The 17,671-nt window shown below is 66.6% G+C and carries 13 protein-coding genes and 1 pseudogene; 6 read left to right on the top strand and 8 right to left on the bottom strand.

Features of this window, described 5'->3' with window-relative positions; genetic code table 11:
* Positions 1-106 precede the first annotated feature (106 nt).
* The 3 genes from GJG85_RS29295 (at position 107) to GJG85_RS29285 (ending at position 3,495) form a co-directional block, all read left to right on the top strand.
* Entirely contained in the window at positions 107-1,051 is a 945-nt protein-coding gene (locus tag GJG85_RS29295; protein ID WP_050011257.1) for a YihY/virulence factor BrkB family protein, read from the top strand.
* A 419-nt stretch (positions 1,052-1,470) separates the two neighbouring features.
* Positions 1,471-2,628 (top strand): porin, encoded by a 1,158-nt coding sequence (locus GJG85_RS29290; RefSeq protein ID WP_089489176.1) that lies wholly within the window; start codon positions 1,471-1,473, stop codon positions 2,626-2,628.
* A gap of 393 nt (positions 2,629-3,021) precedes the next feature.
* Positions 3,022-3,495 carry a VOC family protein gene (locus tag GJG85_RS29285; RefSeq protein WP_089489175.1) on the top strand — a complete coding sequence of 158 codons (474 nt, stop codon included), beginning with the start codon at positions 3,022-3,024 and terminating at the stop codon, positions 3,493-3,495.
* Between the two features lie 154 nt (positions 3,496-3,649).
* Here GJG85_RS29285 and GJG85_RS29280 read toward each other — a convergent pair whose 3' ends face one another.
* The 3 genes and pseudogenes from GJG85_RS29280 to GJG85_RS29270 form a co-directional block, all read right to left on the bottom strand.
* Positions 3,650-4,441, bottom strand: a complete 792-nt coding sequence (locus GJG85_RS29280) for an AadA family aminoglycoside 3''-O-nucleotidyltransferase (protein WP_089489174.1) — start codon at positions 4,439-4,441, stop codon at positions 3,650-3,652.
* 44 nt (positions 4,442-4,485) lie between these two features.
* Positions 4,486-4,578: pseudogene (locus tag GJG85_RS29275) on the bottom strand (ATP-binding cassette domain-containing protein); the annotation flags it as partial.
* 169 nt (positions 4,579-4,747) lie between these two features.
* Positions 4,748-5,197, bottom strand: coding sequence for an HU family DNA-binding protein (locus GJG85_RS29270; RefSeq protein ID WP_011548077.1), 450 nt, complete (start codon positions 5,195-5,197; stop codon positions 4,748-4,750).
* A gap of 257 nt (positions 5,198-5,454) precedes the next feature.
* Between GJG85_RS29270 and GJG85_RS29265 the strand changes: the two genes are divergently transcribed.
* The gene (locus tag GJG85_RS29265; RefSeq protein ID WP_050011260.1) at positions 5,455-6,573 is read left to right on the top strand and encodes an acyltransferase; all 1,119 of its coding nucleotides are present in this window, start codon (positions 5,455-5,457) and stop codon (positions 6,571-6,573) included.
* A 365-nt stretch (positions 6,574-6,938) separates the two neighbouring features.
* Here the strand turns inward: GJG85_RS29265 and galU are convergent, their stop codons facing one another.
* Positions 6,939-7,826 (bottom strand): UTP--glucose-1-phosphate uridylyltransferase GalU, encoded by an 888-nt coding sequence (gene galU, locus GJG85_RS29260; protein WP_027782643.1) that lies wholly within the window; start codon positions 7,824-7,826, stop codon positions 6,939-6,941.
* Positions 7,827-8,056: 230 nt separating this feature from the next.
* Positions 8,057-8,200: a hypothetical protein gene (locus GJG85_RS29255; protein ID WP_006479318.1), complete on the bottom strand. Its 144-nt coding sequence runs from the start codon at positions 8,198-8,200 to the stop codon at positions 8,057-8,059.
* A gap of 216 nt (positions 8,201-8,416) precedes the next feature.
* Between GJG85_RS29255 and GJG85_RS29250 the strand changes: the two genes are divergently transcribed.
* On the top strand, positions 8,417-9,592 hold the full coding sequence (locus tag GJG85_RS29250) for an acyltransferase (protein ID WP_124554022.1): 1,176 nt from the start codon (positions 8,417-8,419) through the stop codon (positions 9,590-9,592).
* Between the two features lie 408 nt (positions 9,593-10,000).
* On the opposite strand, the gene GJG85_RS29245 is transcribed toward GJG85_RS29250, so the two are convergent.
* Genes GJG85_RS29245 through GJG85_RS29235 form a run of 3 tightly spaced genes read right to left on the bottom strand, consistent with a single transcriptional unit; the run spans position 10,001 to position 16,159 of the window.
* On the bottom strand, positions 10,001-12,460 hold the full coding sequence (locus GJG85_RS29245) for a glycosyltransferase family 4 protein (protein WP_050011261.1): 2,460 nt from the start codon (positions 12,458-12,460) through the stop codon (positions 10,001-10,003).
* Positions 12,457-13,923, bottom strand: a complete 1,467-nt coding sequence (locus GJG85_RS29240) for a flippase (protein WP_089489172.1) — start codon at positions 13,921-13,923, stop codon at positions 12,457-12,459. Before GJG85_RS29240 ends, GJG85_RS29245 begins: the two co-directional genes overlap by 4 nt.
* 19 nt (positions 13,924-13,942) lie before the next feature.
* Positions 13,943-16,159: a hypothetical protein gene (locus GJG85_RS29235; protein WP_204384148.1), complete on the bottom strand. Its 2,217-nt coding sequence runs from the start codon at positions 16,157-16,159 to the stop codon at positions 13,943-13,945.
* 445 nt (positions 16,160-16,604) lie between these two features.
* On the opposite strand from GJG85_RS29235, the gene GJG85_RS29230 reads away from it, so the two are divergent.
* Complete coding sequence (locus GJG85_RS29230; RefSeq protein WP_050011264.1) at positions 16,605-17,669, top strand: acyltransferase; 1,065 nt, start codon at positions 16,605-16,607, stop codon at positions 17,667-17,669.
* Positions 17,670-17,671: the final 2 nt, after the last annotated feature.

Genomic DNA, 17,671 nt, shown 5'->3' with positions numbered 1-17,671 from the left:
AGACAGTTCAGGCAACTCTGATCGAATCCTCGGATCAATACCGATTTGTCCGACCAACCTGCGACCAACCCGCGATGATCCGCGTTCCGCGCGCAACCGAACCGTCATGAAACGACAGATCACTTCCGAAGCCACCCGTCTCGCCCAGCAGCAGGCCAACTGGGCCCTCACCGCGTTCAAGCGCTTTTCGTCCGACCGCTGCTCCGCGATGGCCGCGGGCATCGCGTTTTTCTCCGCGTTCTCGCTCGCGCCGACCCTCGTGATGGTGATCGCGGTGGCCGGCTGGTTCTACGGCGACGACGCCGCGCGCGGCCAGGTGTTCGAACAGGCGCACCAGTTGATCGGGGACGACGCGGCGGCCAGCATCCAGACGATCGTGCAGAACGCGCACCGCGCGGGCCAACGCGGCGGCCTCGCCACGCTGATCTCGTTCGCCGCGCTCGCGATCGGCGCGTCGGCCACGTTCGCGTCGCTCAGCGCCGCGCTCAGCGTGATCTGGCCGGCCACCGAAAGCCGCTGGTCGAGCATGCTCGGCCTCGTGCGCGTGCGGCTGATTTCGTTCGGGCTCGTGCTGGGCGTGGCATTCCTGCTGATCGTGTCGCTCGTGCTCGACACCGCGATCACCTTCGTCGGCACCTGGCTGCTCGGCGATTCGCCATACGTGGTCGTCACGAACCTCATCCAGTTCTTCGTCGGCATCGCGGTGCTCGCGGCCGCGTTCGCGTCGCTGATGAAATTCCTGCCGGATGCGCGCGTCGCGTGGCGCGACGCCGCGATCGGCGGCATCGTGTCCGCGATCCTGTTCTCCGGCGGCAAGAAGCTGTTCGCGCTGTATCTCGCGCATGCGGGCACCGCGAGTGCGTTCGGCGCGGCCGGATCGTTCGCGGTCCTGCTGATGTGGCTGTACTTCTCCGCGATCGTGCTGCTGCTCGGCGCGGAATTCGCGGCGGCCCGCGGCGACGCGCATCGGCCGGCCGAGCATCCGGCGCCGGCCGCGTCCGCTCAGGCAGTTCAACCCGGTCACGCCGACGATCGCCCGCGCGACGACTGATTCACCCGCCCTCTGCAAGCGGCCGCGCATCGGTCTCGCGCGGGCCCGGCACACGCCTCTCCCCTTTGCAACCCCGTCGTCCCGCCGCGCATGCGCGCGGCGTCGACGCATGCGTGGCACGCCGACATGCATCCAGCTGCAACTGCAAACGTTTGCACACCCTCGTTTCGTTACTGCAACGGGCTAAAACAAGGGATCTGCGGCCATCAGCATCAACTATTGAAACAATCGCGGCGCAGCAATTGTCAACTGTTTCATAAACAGGAACAGTTGCTGATGTGCTTGATCTATATGGACTTTTTGGCGCTGTTACCTTTTCGAGACACTTTATTTTTTGAGCTTTCTTGCGTGTATGGCACTGAGCTATTCTCCAATCCGCAACAAATAACGATGAATCACTTGCGTGGAGAAACTCAACGATGAAGAAACTTGCTCTCTCGACCCTCTCGCTCGCCCTGCTGGGCGCCGCTGGTGCTGCTCAGGCTCAGTCGAGCGTGACGCTGTACGGCGTGATCGACACGTCGATTGCCTATGTTCACGGCAATGACGGCACGGGCAACAACATGTGGCAGATGCTGTCGGGCAACCTGCAAGGCAGCCGTTGGGGCCTGAAGGGTGCGGAAGATCTGGGCGGTGGCCTGAAGGCAATCTTCCAGATTGAAAACGGCTTCAACCCGGGCACGGGCAAGCTGAGCGCATCGAACACGATTTTCAACCGCCAGGCTTACGTCGGCCTGGAAAGCAACCAGTACGGCACGCTGACGCTGGGCCGCCAGTACGACCCGGTGGTTGACCTGGTCCAAGCAGTCACGGCTGACAACTACTTCGGCAGCTTCTTCGCAACGCCGGGCGACGTCGACAACAACGACAACAGCCTGCGCGTCAGCAACGCGATCAAGTACGCTTCGCCGGTTTGGGGTGGCTTCCAGTTCGAAGGCCTGTACGGTCTCAGCGGCGTCGCTGGCAAGCCGGGTTCGGGTCAGACGTGGTCGGTCGCAGCCGCTTACAACAACGGCCCGATTGGTGTTGCAGCTGGCTACTTCTACGCAAACAACCCGACGCCGGCAGCAGGCTCGCGCACCAATTGGACGTCGACGACGGCCGACAACATCGTCGACGGCCCGATCAACTCGGGTTACGTGACGGCGAAGTCGATCGGCATCGCACAAGTCGCAGGCCAGTACGCAATCGGCCCGGTCACGCTCGGCCTCGGCTACAGCAACGCACAGTACAAGCCGGACGCATCGTCGGGCTTCGGTTCGACCGAGAAGTACAATACGGGCCGCGCGTTCGTGACGTACCAGGTCACGCCGCCGCTGCTGCTGGGTCTGGGTTACTCGTACACGAAGGCGAGCGGCGACACGGACGCGAAGTACCATCAGGTTTCGCTCGGCGCGGATTACTCGCTGTCGAAGCGCACGGACGTCTACCTGGTCGGCGCATACCAGCACGCAAGCGGCACGCAACGCGTCGACGCGAATACGACGCAAGCTGCGCAAGCGTCGATCGGCTCGTACGGCTACGCCGGCACGAAGTCCCAGGAAATGGTCGCACTCGGCCTGCGTCACAAGTTCTAAAAACGAAGTATCCGGCGTGCATGGCGTCTCCGACGCCTTGCCGCCGACCTGGAAAGCCAGCCCCGGTTTCGGCCGCGGCTGGCTTTTTTTCGTCCATCTCCGGCAGGCGGAGCCGACATCGCCCGCAGGGCCGCCTCGCCCCGAGCCGGGACCCGACACAGGTCGGCGCGCCGGCAACGGCGCCTGGCGGCTGCAATGCACCCGCAACCCCGTTTCCGATGGCCGGAGAGGTCGCCGTTTCTCCGTTGAGCGCCTATCATCCGCACAGCCGGCGCCGCCCGGGTTAACCGACGCAGGATTTGTTTGCGCCGCGTGTCGATTTCGGCGGGCGTCGTCCGTCGTATCGATGGCGGCATACGGTTGCCCCGCACCCATGCAGACAGGAGACTCGTCATGACGATTCAGAAGATCACGCCTTTCCTCTGGTATTCGACGGAAGCCGAAGAAGCCGCGGCCTTCTATGCCGGCATCTTTCCGGATTCGCGCATCGTGCGCGTCACGGCCGTGCCCGGCACCGACGGCACGCGGATGGTCGAATTCGAGCTGTTCGGGCAGCCATTCTTTGCGATGAGCCACCCGCGCACGGAGGCGTTCAATCACTCGATCTCGCTGCTCGTCAGCTGCGCGGACCAGGCGGAACTCGACCGCTACTGGAGCGCCCTGCTCGACAACGGCGGCACGGCCGACGGCTGCGGCTGGCTGAGGGATCGCTACGGCGTGTCATGGCAGATCGTTCCGGAAGCGCTCATCCCGATGATGGCCGACCGCGACACGGTCAAGGCGGGCCGCGTGGCCGCCGCGATGATGCAGATGACGAAGTTCGACGACGCCGCGCTGAAGGCCGCCTTTGCGGGCACCGCGGGCTGACGACAGGCGGCCGGCTGCGGATGCGCGATGCCGCGCCGGATCGCCGTCTGCACGCACCCGGCTCGACGGGTCGCGCATGCACACGGCTCGAACGGGTTCGCTATCCGTGGCAGGCGGGCCGTAAGCCGTTGACGTGCTTCGTTGGTGGCCGCCGCTACGCCGACAACATCGACTCGATCGCGCGCCGCGCGTAGCCGATGAATTCGGCCAGCGGCTCGGCCGACAGAATCGCCGCGCCCGCCTCGCCATCGACATAGGCAGCACGCGCAGCCGCAACAACGGGCCGGTGCGCGTCCGGCAAACGCGCCAGCACCCACGTCGCGGCGACGTCCTTCGGTGCGATCCCGCCGGTCGCGGCGCTGTACCAGATGCGCGCGAGCGCGAGCACGATGTTGCACTCGTCGCCACGCCAGTCGGGTTCGGCCTTCCACTGCGCAACGGTCGCGAGCAGCGCGGCGACGAAGTCGCGCACCGGCACCGGCTCGAACAATACGTTCGCGGGCGACCCGACCAGCGCGACACTGTGCTGTCGCGCCTTCGTCAACAGGATGGCCAGATCGTGATCGATCAGCGGCGGCTCGACGATGCCGGCTTCCAGATCGCCGCGCAGCCACTCGCCGAACTGCAACTCGCGTCGCGCGGGATGACGCCACGGCACCACGTCGCCGTGCGCGATGACGGTGACCTCCAGCGCACGCATGCCGCTGCTGCAACCCGGCGGCGCAGACACGCCGAGCAGGTCCGACATCAGCGCGCGCCGCAGCGCTTCGTCCGGGCGTACCGCTACCGTCACCAGCAAATCGATGTCGCTGCGCGGTTTCAGGCCGCCGTCGAGCGCCGATCCGAACAGGTGGATCGCGTGCAGCGTCGCGCCGAGATGCCGCTCGATCACGGCGCGTGCGGCGGCGAGCTGTGCGGCGATCTCATGCGGAATGAAGTCGGTCACGACGGCAAACCTGACGACGCGCGCCCAATGGAACGCGAAGAAACGACACCGGGCAGCGCCACTGCGAGCGTCGACTTCCCCGATCGCGATTCGCCGACGATGCCGAGCGTTTCGCCCTGCCGCAGCGACACCGACACGCGTCGCGCGAACGAAGCTCGCCGCTCGGCGATGGGGATGCAGATGCGCGACATACGATCCGCCGCGCGCGTTGCGCGGCCCAATAAAAATCCCCGCACGCTTTCGCGTACGGGGATCTCGGGACATCGCAACGGCTGCCGACATGCATTCGGCAGTCGTTGCGCGGCATTACGCTGCCGCGTCCTTCAGCTTCTTCAGCGCACGTGCCTTCACGCGCACGCTGGCCGGCTTCGCCGGGAACCAACGCTCTTCGCCCGTGAACGGATCCTTGCCGAAGCGCTTCTTCTTCGCCGGCACGACTTGTGCCGTGATCTTCAGCAGGCCCGGCAGCGTGAACTCGCCCGCGCCCTTCTTGTGAACCGAGCCCAGCACGACGTTCTCGAGTGCGACGAGCACTGCCTTGACCGCCTTCACTTCGACAGCTGCGCGCTCAGCGATGTGCGTTGCGAGCGATGCCTTCGTGAACTTGTCCTTCAGCGGCGTCGGAGCAGCCGGTGCTGCCTTTGCGACAGCCTTCTTGGCCACTACTTTCTTCGCGGGCGCAGCCTTTTTGGCAGCCACTTTCTTGGTGGCCGGTGCGGCAGCCTTCTTGGCCACCTTTTTTGCGGAAGTCGCCATGTTTCTCCTACCAGGTGTGGTCGTTGGATACACGAAGCGTGCAACGCGCGCGCTTCAACGCCGGATTCTACAAGCGCCTTGACGCTTCGTGCAGTACTTTTATGCGTTTTCGCGGGGTTTCCCGCAGGTTTTGTTGCGTGCGACCGACTTCATCGACGCCCGAGCGTGAAAAAACACCTTCACGTATGGGCCCGAACGCGAATTACGTTCGATATTTGCGCACCTATACTGGGCGTGCTCAATGCCCGGATGCCTCCATGCGCGAAGTCAGATACGTCAAAGGACTCGACGGCCTGCGAGCCCTCGCCGTCATCCTCGTTTTCCTGTCCCACAAGGGCCATGTCCTTGCCGTCGACGTCGGCAAGCTTGGCGTGTGGACGTTTTTCCTCATCAGCGGATTCCTGATCGTCGGCGAGCTGCATCGCAACCGCCAGGCGGTCGAGCGCGGCGCCATGACGCGTCGCCACGCGCTCGCGCTGTTCCTCGCGAAGCGCGCGCTGCGGATCTTCCCCGTCTACTACCTGCTGCTCGCCGCGCTCGCGATCGCGCACGCGCTGTTCTACCAGCGCGGCGTCAACCTCGGGCTCGCATGGCACGCGGTGTTCCTGTCGAATTACTGGATCGGCGTCGTCAAGGACGGCTGGCCGGGCTCCACGTCGCACTTCTGGAGCCTCGCCGTTGAACAGCAGTTCTATCTGATCGCCCCGCTCGCGCTGCTCGCGGTGCCCGCCGCGCGACACGTCGCGCTCGGCATCGCGGCCGTCGCGCTGTGCGCGCTCGCGCATCTCGCGCTCTACCTGTCCGACGCGTCGCCGGTGCTGATCTACGCGTTTTCCCCGTGGAATTTCGCGTTGATCGCGCTCGGCGGCGTCGGCGCGATGGCGCTCGCCGATCGCGGCGCGGCCGCCGCGCGCCGCGTGCCGCCCGGCTGGCTCGGCGCGGCCGGCGTCGTCTTCTTCCTCGTACTGCCCGCCTGCACGGCATTGCCCGATGCGGTCGCGGGGCTCGCGGATCTCGGCCTGTCGGTGTCGCTCGGCGCGCTGATGCTGTGGATCGTCAGCGCGCCCGAGCATCCCGTCGTCGCGCTGCTCGACTGGGCGCCGCTCGCGTATCTCGGCACGATCAGCTACGGCTTCTACCTGTTCCACAACCTGATTCCGGCGCGCTTCGGCGCGCTGCCCGCGTCGTTCGCGCACGTGCCGATGCCGGAAATCGTCCGCGACGCGCTGCCGGAAATGCTGCAATTCGCGCTCGCCGTGCTGCTTGCGCACCTGTCCTGGCGTTATCTCGAAAAACGGCTGCTCGACTTCAAGAAGCCGATCGCCGCGATGCTGGCCCGACACTTCGCCGCGCAACCGAGCACGTCGCCGCGCTGAGCGGTGGGCGGCGGCAACGGATCGGAATGCGTCGATACCGGTGACGCCCGGCGGCCGGCGGCCAGCTGCTTGACAGCCGATGCCGCGTCATCGCGCGACACCCCAGCGCGCGTCGTGCAACCCGCGCAACCCATCCACCGATCCGGTCACGCGACGAATGCGTCGGCACCGGTTTCACGCGCGACGTCCCATCTCATCGGCCTACTCCTCGCGTCGCGGGCCACCAACCTCCGCCCGTCCGAGGTGCGGCATCCAGACGTCACGCACCACGCTCGTGCGCCCGCCAAAAACAAAAAAGCCCCGGCGCGCGAGCGGCCGGGGCCAACGGAACAACCACCACCTGAAACGACGGAGCGCGCGGCCGCTTAAGCGACGGCAGCCAGCGCGGGCAAGCAGGTACGCAGGTACGCCTCGAATTCGCGGCTCACTTCCGGATGCTGGAGCGCGAGCTCGACAGTGGCCTTCAGATAACCGATCTTGCTGCCGCAGTCGAAACGCGTGCCGTAGTAGCGATACGCGAGCACCTGTTCGTTCGCGAGCAGCGACTGGACGGCGTCGGTGAGCTGCAGTTCGCCGCCCGCACCCGGCTTGAGCTTGCGCAGATGATCGAAGATCGTCGGCATGAACACGTAGCGGCCGACCACGCCGAGGTTCGACGGCGCATCCTCGGGCGCCGGCTTCTCGATGATGCCCGACAGCTTGATGATGTCCTCTTCCCACTCCCGGCCTTCGACGACGCCATACGAGCGGCTGTCTTCGCGCGGGATCGTCTCCACGCCGATCACCGAGCTGTGATAGTGGTCGAACACGTCGACGAGCTGCTTGAGCACCGGCTGTTCGCCGTGCAGCAGGTCGTCGGCGAGGATCACCGCGAACGGCTCGCCGTGCACGAGCTTCTCCGCGCACAGCACCGCATGGCCGAGGCCGAGCGCTTCCGGCTGGCGCACGTAGAAGCAGTTGACGTGACTCGGCTTGATGCCGCGCACGAGCTCGAGCAGCTTTTCCTTGCCGCGCGCCTCGAGCTCGGCCTCGATCTCGTACGACTTGTCGAAATGATCCTCGATCGCGCGCTTGCTGCGCCCGGTGACGAAGATCATCTCGGTGATACCGGCGTTGATCGCTTCCTCGACCGCGTACTGGATCAGCGGCTTGTCGACGACGGGCAACATTTCCTTCGGGCTCGCCTTCGTTGCCGGGAGGAACCGCGTGCCGAGACCGGCAACGGGAAACACGGCCCTGGTGACTTTCAACATGTTCGCATCCTGATAGCGTTGACTGCGCCGCGTCGACCTGCGACCCGGCGCGATTGTGTTCCGAACGGCATATCGAGAATCGACGGTACTGCCAATTCCGCTCCGCTCATTTTCGATATGAACTGATTGCCCGATTATTCCGGAAAAAATATAATCGCTTCAACCCGGTCGATATTGCCGAACCGATTGCCGGAGCAGAAACAAATTACCGATTTTCCGGATACAAATTCTTACGATTCGAATTCCTCGATATAGGGCACGCCGCCCCGCTCGAGGCCCGGGCGGATCGGTTCGTTCTTCAGCGCCTCGCGGTACGCCGACAGCACGGCCATGACCAGCAGTACTGCAGCGCTTGCGATCCAATGCATGTCCATCTTGCCGCTCCTTGCATCAATCAACTGGAGCTTCAAACTATCAGAAAAAAATCGGCAAATAATTCGTGCCCGTCGCGGAACCGCTTTCAGGCAGCGATAAACCCATGATGCGGAATACCGATATTTCCGGACGAGATTTTTTTATTCATTGACCGAATTCTTGCGCATTACGATTGGATGAACTTCCCGTCCATCCGTCGCAAGGAATCGAATCGCATGCAAGCTTTCAGCGGATCGTCTCTGGCCGCGCCGCCCGTCGCCGACCACAAGGAACACGTGATCGACGCGATGCGCGGCTTCGCGGCGCTGCTCGTCGCCTATTTCCACTGCCGCCAGGTCGTCTGGGTCGGCATGCAGAGCTTCCATCAGGCTTACGGTCATGCACTCAGCCCGGGCGCGATCGCCGGCTACCTGACCTTCCCGTTCGCGTGGGGCTCGGCCGGCGTCCCGATCTTCTTCGTGATCAGCGGCTACTGCATCCACCGCAACGCGGCGCTCAAGCTCGCGGCCAATCCCGCGTACCGGCTCGACGCACCGAACTTCTGGGTGCGCCGCTTCGCGCGCATCTACCCGGTGCTGCTCGCCGCGCTGCTGTTCACGCTCGCGCTCGATGCGGTCAGCCTGCAGATCGAGCCCGTCAGCCACAAGATCCGCGACGTCGGCCTCGTCGCGTTCCTCGTGAACCTGTTCTCGCTGCAGGGCGTCGCCGGCTACACGTACGGGTCGAACGGCGCGCTGTGGACGCTGTCGCTCGAAGTGCAGTTCTACGCGATCTACCCGCTGCTGTTCGCGCTGCGCCGGCGCATCGGCATGCCGGCCGTCGTCGCCGCGGTGGCGCTCGTCAACGTCGCGTCGGCGTGGCTGCTCGAACGGCACGACCTGCAGTTCTTCACGTCGTACTGGCTGTCCTGGACGATCGGCGCATGGATCGCCGACGTGCGCGCGCAGCAGTCGCGCGGCACGGCCGTCGTGCCGTCGCGCGCGTGGTACGTCGCGGCCGCCGTGCTGCTGGCCGCCGGCTGCGGCGCATTCCATTTCGGCCAGTACGGCGCGTTCCAGCTGTGGTCGGCCGGCTTCGCATGCTTCCTGTACCGCGCGCTCGCCCGGCCGCCGCGCACGACGCCGCCGCTGCGCGTGCTGAGCTGGTTCGGCGACTTCAGCTACTCGCTGTACCTGATCCACCTGCCGCTGTTCGTCTGCCTCGGCTCGGTGCTGTTCCACTCCGAATTGCAGCTGTCGATCTGGCCGTCGTTCGCGTTCATGGCCGTCGCGATTCCGGTCGCGTACCTGTTCTACCGGATGTTCGAACGCCCGGCGATGACGTGGTCGGCCAGTTTCAAGCCGACCCGCACCGCCCGCGTCGTCGCGTCGACGCCCGAACAGGCCGCCTGACGCGAGCCGGCCGGCTCGATCGGCCGTCCGGTCCGGAGCCCTCGCGCGGCGTGTCGCTGCGCGAGGGCTTTTTCATGGCCGGCACGCGGTTGCAGGCCGGGTCGACAAGGAATGAGTGGCCTGCCGCCCTTCGACCGCGCTACGGCCCCCGCGGGCCCCTTGTGCGCGGTTGCCGAAGCACGAGCGCGACGGTGTCGACTGCTCGCTTCACGTTCCCGACGGCCCAATCCTGTTCCAGACGACGCTCGGCTACGCTCGCGCCCGACTCGGACCCGGGGCGCAAACCAGCTCACCCGTCGCAGCCACACGCCCCGCCCGCTGAAAAACGAAGCCCCCGCACAGCGCAACGCCGCATGGGGGCCCGTTTTCCGCCATTTTCCGCCCTTTCCCGCCGGCTCGCGCCGGCTGCTACTTCTTCGCGCTCGCCGCCTTGGCAGCCTTCGCCGTATCCGCGAGGATCTTCTCGACCCGCTCCACGTAGGTTTCGGTCCCGAACCGGCGCACCGCGGTCGCCCGCCCGCTCGCGACGAGCCGCTCGCGCAGCGCGCGGTCGCGCTTGAGCGTCGCCAGCGCATCGGCCAGCGCGGCCGCGTTGCCCGGCTCGCAGAGCAGCCCGTTGTCGCCGTCCTCGATGATCTCGACGACACCGCCCGCGCGCGCCGCGACGACCGGCCGGCGCGCGAGCATCCCCTCGACGATCACGCGCCCGAACGGCTCCGGCGTGATCGACGTGTGCGCGACGACGTCGACCGCCGTCATGCACGCGGCCACGTCGCGCTGGAAGCCGAGGAAATGCACGCGCTCGTCCATCGCATGCTGCGCGACGTATTCGTGCAGTTGCGCCGCATAGTCGTCCTCGCCGAACAGCGGCGCGCCGACCAGCACCACGTGCATGTCCGGATGCCGCGCGGCGGCCTCCAGCAGCACGTGCTGCCCCTTCCAGCGCGCGAGACGGCTGAACGAGCCGACCAGCCACGCGTCGGCGGGCAACCCGAGGCGCGCGCGCAGCGCGGCCTGGCTCACGCCTTCCAGCGCGTCGAACGGTTCGGCCGAAATCCCGTTGAACACGACGTCGACGTGCTGCGGCGTGAAGCCGGTCAGCGCGCGGAACGCCTGCGCGGATGCGTCGGAGTTCGCGATCACGCGCGTGATGCCGAACCGCGCGCAGTACTTGATCGCCTGCAACTGCTTGCCGCCGAAATGGTCGGTGCTGACGATGTCGCGCAAATGCCAGACCACCGGCTTGCGCGCGAGCCGCCCGGCAAGCGCGGCGACCACCATCGCGCGCTGCGTGTTCGCGTAGATCACCTCGGCGCGGCGCGCGCGGCGGGCGACGTCGCGCACCAGCCGCACGAGCTGCTTCACCGCGCCGAACGACACGCCGCCCTGCTTGCGCACGCCCGCGAGCGCGCCCTGCTCGACCACGTCGACGCGCGCGCCGATCTCGTCGAGCGCCGCGCGGAACGGGCCGTCGTCGAACAGCAGCACGTCGGCGTTCGCGCGCATGTGCTTCATGATCTCGAGCAGCGACAGCTCGGCGCCGCCGAGCACGCCGCTCTGGTCGAGCACGAGCGTCGCCGGGCCGCGGGCGACCGGCAGCGGAGCCGCCGTGCCGCGCTGCGCGGTCGAGCCGGGCAGCGCTTGCTCCACGTAGTCGAGGAAGCGCCGCCGGAACGTGTCGGCGGAAAACCGCTCCGCGTTCGCGCGGCACGCGTCAGGCGTGAAGCGCTGCGGCGCGCGCTCGAAATCGTCGACGGCCGCGACGATCGCGTGCGGCGTCTGTTCGTCGAAGAAAAGGCCGGTCGGGTTCAGGTTCGACTGCGGGTCGAGCACGGTCTCGAGCGCGCCGCCCTTGCCGTACGCGATGACCGGCGTGCCGCACGCCTGCGCCTCGACGACCGAGATCCCGAAATCCTCCTCGGCCGCGAACACGAACGCCTTCGCGCGCCGCATCCGGTCGTGCAGCACCGCGAACGGCTGATAGCCCATGATCTCGACGTTTGGGCCCGCCTTCGCGCGGATCTTCTGCATCTCGGGGCCGTCGCCGATCACGACGAGCTTGCGCTCGGGCGTCTTCGAGAAGGCTTCGACGATCAGGTCGATCTTCTTGTACGGCACCATCCGCGACGCGGTCAGGTAGAAATCCTCCTTCACCGCGTTCAGCGAGAACGCGTCGACGTCGACCGGCGGAAAGATCACCGCCGCGTCGCGGTGGTAGACCTTCTTGATGCGCCGCGCGATGAACGCGGAGTTCGCGACGAAGCCGTCCACCGCGTTCGCGGTGCGCGTATCCCAGTTGCGGATGTAATGGAGAATCATCCGCGCGAGCAGCGATTTCGGCCCGTGCGTGAGGTTCGACTGTTCCAGATACTGGTGCTGCAGGTCCCACGCATAGCGGATCGGCGAATGCACGTAGCTGATGTGCACCTGGTCCGGCCCGGTCAGCACGCCCTTCGCGACCGCGTGGCTGCTCGAGATCACGAGGTCGTACTCGGACACGTCGAGCTGTTCGATCGCGAGCGGCATCAGCGGCAGGTAGCTGCGGTACTTGGTGCGGGCGAACGGCAGCTTCTGGATGAACGACGTCGTCACCGGCTTGCCGCGCACGAACGCGCGATCGTCGAGGAAATCGACGAGGCTGAACAGGTCCGCGTCGGGAAAGCACGCGACGATCTGTTCGAGCACGCGCTCGGCGCCCGCATAGGTGACGAGCCAGTCGTGGACGATCGCCACGCGCAGCGCACGCGTCGGCTGCCGCGCGCCGGCCCGTTCGGCCGGGTGCGGCGCGGCGGCGTCGCCGGCATGGACCACGGCGGCATCGGCCGTGGCGAGATTCAGGACGGCGTGTTCCGCCAGATCGCGATTCATGCAGTTCTCCTCGCATTGAGACGGACAAACAGGTCGCGCACGAGTGCACGCAGCCCCGGCGTCATCGTGAGCGACCACGCGACGTTCAGCACCAGCACGACCGCGCACATGCCGATCGACTGGACCAGCCCCGGCCATGCCTGCGCGAGAAACAGGCTCGCCAGCAGGAAGGCGAGATGGGCAAGCATGTCGAGTACGATCGCGCGCATCCGGATCGCCGACAGGTACAACAGCACGCCGTAGTCGACGAGCGCGCGCGCCGCGACGACCACCGCCGCGCCGATCAGCCCGAAGTGATGAATGCCGAACCACAGGCCGCCGACGAAGAACGGCATCTCGACGAGCCCGGCGAATGCCGCGCGGGCCGGATTGACCTGCGACTGGATCAGGATGCGCGTGACGCTCGCCTGGCCGACGAGCCACACGCTGATCACCAGCACGCGGCCGACCGGCGCCGAATGCGCGGCGAGATCGGCGCCGACCCACAGCGTGAGGAACGGCGCGAGCGCGAAGATCGCGACGATGCCGACCGGCGTGAACACGCCGTTCAGGAATTCGAGCGACTGGCGCGCGAGCGTATCCGCATGATCGCGGCCGACCGCCGACAGGCGCGGGAACAGCGTGCGCACCAGCGCGTTCGGCAGCATGTTCAGCCGCGTGACGAGGTTCTGCGGCACCGTGTAGTAGGTGACGAACTTCGCGCCCATGCCGGCGCCGAGCATCACGCGGTCGAGCGTGTCGGCGATCATGCTCGTCGTGCTCGCGATCAGCATCCAGCCGCCGAAGTTGAACAGCCCCTTCGCGGTGCCCCACTGCGGCGGATCGATGCGGCGAATCCCGAGCACCTTGACGCTGGCCTGACCGAGCATCACCGCCGCGATCAGCCGCGCGACGACCGCCGCGGCGAGCACCGTCTGCAGGTTCGGCGCGATCCACCACGCGGCGCCGAGCGGCAGCAACTGGAACAGGAACGTGCCGATCGTCTGGTTCGTGTTGAACACGCCGAACCGTTCGGCGCCGTTGATCGCGCCGGCGAACACCCACGACACGTTCGCGAGCGGAATCGCGAGCGCGAGCCACGGCAGCGCCAGATACACCTCGTGCTGCATCGCAGCCGACACCTTCGTGAAATACGCGGTGTAGACGAACGCGCCGAAATAGATCAGCAGGCCGCCGACAATACCGGTGCCGAGATTCAGCCAGAACGCGCTCCAGAACACGCGCGCGCTTTCGTCGGCGTTGCCGCTCGCGAGCGCCTTCGAGATGTGGTTCTGCGCGGCCATGCTCATCCCGAGATCGAGTATCCCGAAATAGCCGATCAGCGTCCACACGAGGCTGACGACGCCGTAGCGTTCGACGCCGAGCGCGTGGATGTACGCGGGCACCGTCACCAGCGACACGAAGGTCGGCAGGATCAGCCCGATGAAGTTGATCGAAACGTTCTTGAGTATGCCTTTGTCCATGCTTTAGCCCAGGGGCCCGTTACGGTTTCCAGCGGTACATGAGCACCTTGCCGCGCGCGTCTTCCTCGACGAACACCAGGTACTCGCCGTTCTCGCGCCGGAACGCGCTGATGCCGAACGGCACGTCGACCCAGCCCGACGCCTTGCCGACCTCGGCGCCCGGGCTCATCACGCCGACTTCCTTGCCGGTTTCCTTGTCGTACACGTGGATCTTGCCGACCGGCTCCACGGTGAAGAGGTAGCGGCCCTCGACCGTGATCCCGATCAGGTCGAGGATCGGCTTCGCGTCGAGCTGCCACGGCAGCGCGACCTGATAGCGCACCACTGGCGAGCCGCTCGACCATTTGTCGAAACGCACCAGCACGCGGCCGACTTCCTTGTTGATGCCGGGCTGCGGCGGCGCGTCGGCCGTGTAGCCCGTCACGTACAGCGTGTCCGTCTGCGGTTCGTAGATCGCGCGGCGCAGTTGCGTGAACGGCTGCGGCATCGGGTAGGTCGTGACCTTGTCGTACGAATAGATCGGGTTGCCGGCCTTGTCGACGCCGCCATAGCCGAAGCGATGAATCCCTCGCACGTCGCTCGTGCGCCAGATGTCGCCCTTCGTGTCGACCCACCAGCCCCAGCCGCCCGCCTTTGCCTTGCCCGTCGTGTTGATCTCGGACTCGTCGGCATCGATCCGGCCGTTGCCGTTCGCGTCGCGCCATAGCCAGTCGCCGCCCGGCGGCTTGTTCGGCACCTTGTCGACCGGCCGCGCGCGCCCCGCGATCAGGCCCGACGGAATCGCGACCTCGCCGTCGCGCTTCGCGTCGAAGCGGTAGATCTTCAGGTGATCGGCGTACATGTCGGTCAGGTACAGGAACGTGCGGCCGTCGACGCGCCGCGCGATCGGCATGCCCGGATACTGGTCGGTGTGGAACACCGGGTCGTCCGGATACTTGAAGCGGTTCGACAGGAAGCCGACGTATTTCCAGTCCTGGCCCGGCGGCTTCGACAGGTCGAGCTCGAAGCGCTTGTTGCCCGTGTACACGCTGTTCGGCCGCGCAGGGTCCAGCCACGCGCCGTCGACGAACAGCAGCCCCTGCACCTGCCAGCGCAGCTTGCCGTCCGGCGTGTAGCTTTCCAGCACCGCGCCGAGCCCCGCGCCGATCGTCTCGTGGCGCGGCCCGATCCCGTTCATCGACACATAGAGGTTGCCCGCGCGGTCGACGCCGACGCCCGTCAGCCCGTTGAAGCGCTGCGGCCCCGGCCGGCCCGGCACCGGGCCCGCGAAGATGCCGCCGCGCTCGCCGAGCGTGCCCGACGGCGCATAGCCCTTGCCGCCTTTCGAGAAGATCAGGATCTGCTGGCGCGGCCCGTTGTCCGCGACGAGCACGCGCCCTTTCGCGTCGACCGCCACGTCCACCGCGTCGGTGCCTTCCGGCAGCGCCGGCGCGTCGTCGAGCTTGCGGCCGTCGGCCCGCACGTGCACGAGATGCGCGGGGCCGCCGAGCGTATCGGTCAGCAGCCACAGCGTGCCGTCGCCCGCCAACGCGATGCGGCCCGGCTCGTGCGCGCTCCACGTGCCCTTCTGCTGCATCGTTTCCGCGTCGTAGACATCCACCACGTCGCGCGACGGATTGGTCGCGAACAGCGTCTTGTCGTCAGCCGCGAGGCCGCCCACTTCCGCCTTCGCCTCACCGACTTCCGAGCGCGCGGGCGCCGACACCTCGTTCATCATCATGAAGCTCGCGGCCATCCGCGCGCGGCCGGTATCGGCGCGCCCGCCCGGCGCGACCTGCGGCGCCGCGCGAAACGGCGCGGGCTGCTTCATGTCGCCGATCGTGCGCCGCGAGATGCCGAACCATTGCTTGCCCTTGTCCGGCCAGATGCCGGGCGACTGCAGATGGCCGCGCTCGTTGCCGACGCCGATCGCGACATACGCGTACTTGCTGTTCACCGCGATCGCGCTGCCGCCGAGGTTGCCCCAGCCGTGCGTGCCGCCCGCGAAGCCGAGCATCTTCCCGTCCTGGTAGACGCTCGCCTCGGCGCCGCTCTCGTCCCACGGCGCATTCGTATACACCTTGCCCTCCGGCGTCACCGCGATCGCGCGAATATCGATCTGCGTCCACGTGCCGTCGCCATAGCCGAACGTGTTGCCGATCCACGACGTCGTCGCGGGCAACACCGTTTCGGCCGGCACGGCGCTCGTCAGCAGTGCCGCGCATACCGTCATGCCAACCAGAATCAGACGTCGCAATGCGCTTCTCCAGACTCGATGCAACAGCGACCGGCGCCGCCTCGGATCGCCCGCGGCGGCGCGCTGTCGCTAAATGGGTTTCAAACGTCGCGATGCAGGTTACAAGCAAAAATAATCACAAGAAATTTGGAAATATTTGGGGATGTTTCTGCCTGAAATATCGAACCGGAACAGCGAGTAAATGACCACGGAAAACGGCAATAACGACCGCTCTTTCCGCGTCACCACGTAGAAAATTCCGCTCCGCGCCGCCCGGCGCGCCCGTCCGCGAGCCAACCTTTCATCGCGCGATCGTAATAATCGGTATTGGCCTGGTTGTCGTCAGATAAATGGCGCGCGTTTTTTTACCGATTTCTTTTCCCTAGAATCGATTGCGATTCCATATTCCATTTAAAGGCATGCAATACGTACACGCATCGGATGCGGGTCGTGAAGGAGCCGCGCGATGACGGCCCTGTCGCGCCCCGCCGACCTCGCCCCGCCGCAACACGGCCGCATCGTGCAGCTCGACGGGCTGCGCGCGATCGCGGTGGGCGCCGTCTTCCTGCAACACGCGCTGAAGGCGCCGCTGTGGATGGGCGTCGACCTGTTCTTCGTGCTGAGCGGCCTGCTGATCACCGGCATCCTGCTCGATCGCAAGGCGCGCGGGCAGTCGTACTTCAGCCACTTCTACGCGCGCCGCGTACGCCGCATCCTGCCGCCGTACGTGCTGCTGCTGGTGGTGTCGACGCTGCTGTTCGGCGCGAGCTGGCTGCCGCACTGGCCGTGGTTCGCGTTCTTCTCGACCAATATCGGGCTGTCGCTCGGCAGCATCGGCCATGACAGCCTGAACGTGCTGTGGTCGCTCGCGGTCGAGGAGCAGTTCTACATCTTCTGGCCGTTCGTCGTGCTGTGGTGCTCGGAGCGCGCGCTGCTGTGGGTCGCCGCCGCGCTGATCGTCGCGGCGCCGGTGCTGCGCGCGATCGCGACGCCGTGGTTCGATTCGTTCTGGCCGATCTACTACCTGACGCCGTTCCGGATGGACCTGCTCGCGGCAGGCGCGTTGCTCGCGATCGTGCTGCGCCGCGACCGGCGCGCGCTGGAGCCGTTCTATCCGCTCGCGATCGTCGGCGCGCTCGTGTCGCTCGCGATCCTCGGCTGGCTGCACCTGTCGTTCCCGCGCTTTCGCGCCGCGAACACGCCGCTGTCGAACGCGGCGCTCTACAGCATCTCGCTGCTGCTGTGCACGTCGATCGTCGTGATCGCACTGCGCGGCCGCGGCCTCGTGCAGCGCGTGCTGACGAACCCGATGCTCGTCTACGTCGGCACCGTCAGCTACACCGTCTACCTGATCCACCTGAGCGTGCTGTACGCGCTGTGGCCGCTGCACCTGAACCGCTTCGTCACGGCCGCGCTCGCGCTGGCGATCACGCTCGCGTACGCGACCCTGAGCTGGTACGGCTTCGAACGGCGCCTGACGCGCGGGCCTGCGCGCCGCGCGGTGCCGGCCGCCGCCGGCACGACCGCCTGACT

The organism is Burkholderia sp. MS389 (genome assembly GCF_016899425.1).
In the GTDB taxonomy this organism is placed as follows: Bacteria; Pseudomonadota; Gammaproteobacteria; order Burkholderiales; family Burkholderiaceae; genus Burkholderia; species Burkholderia sola.
Note: the sequence above shows the minus strand (reverse complement) of the source record. Positions and strands in the feature narration are given on the sequence as shown.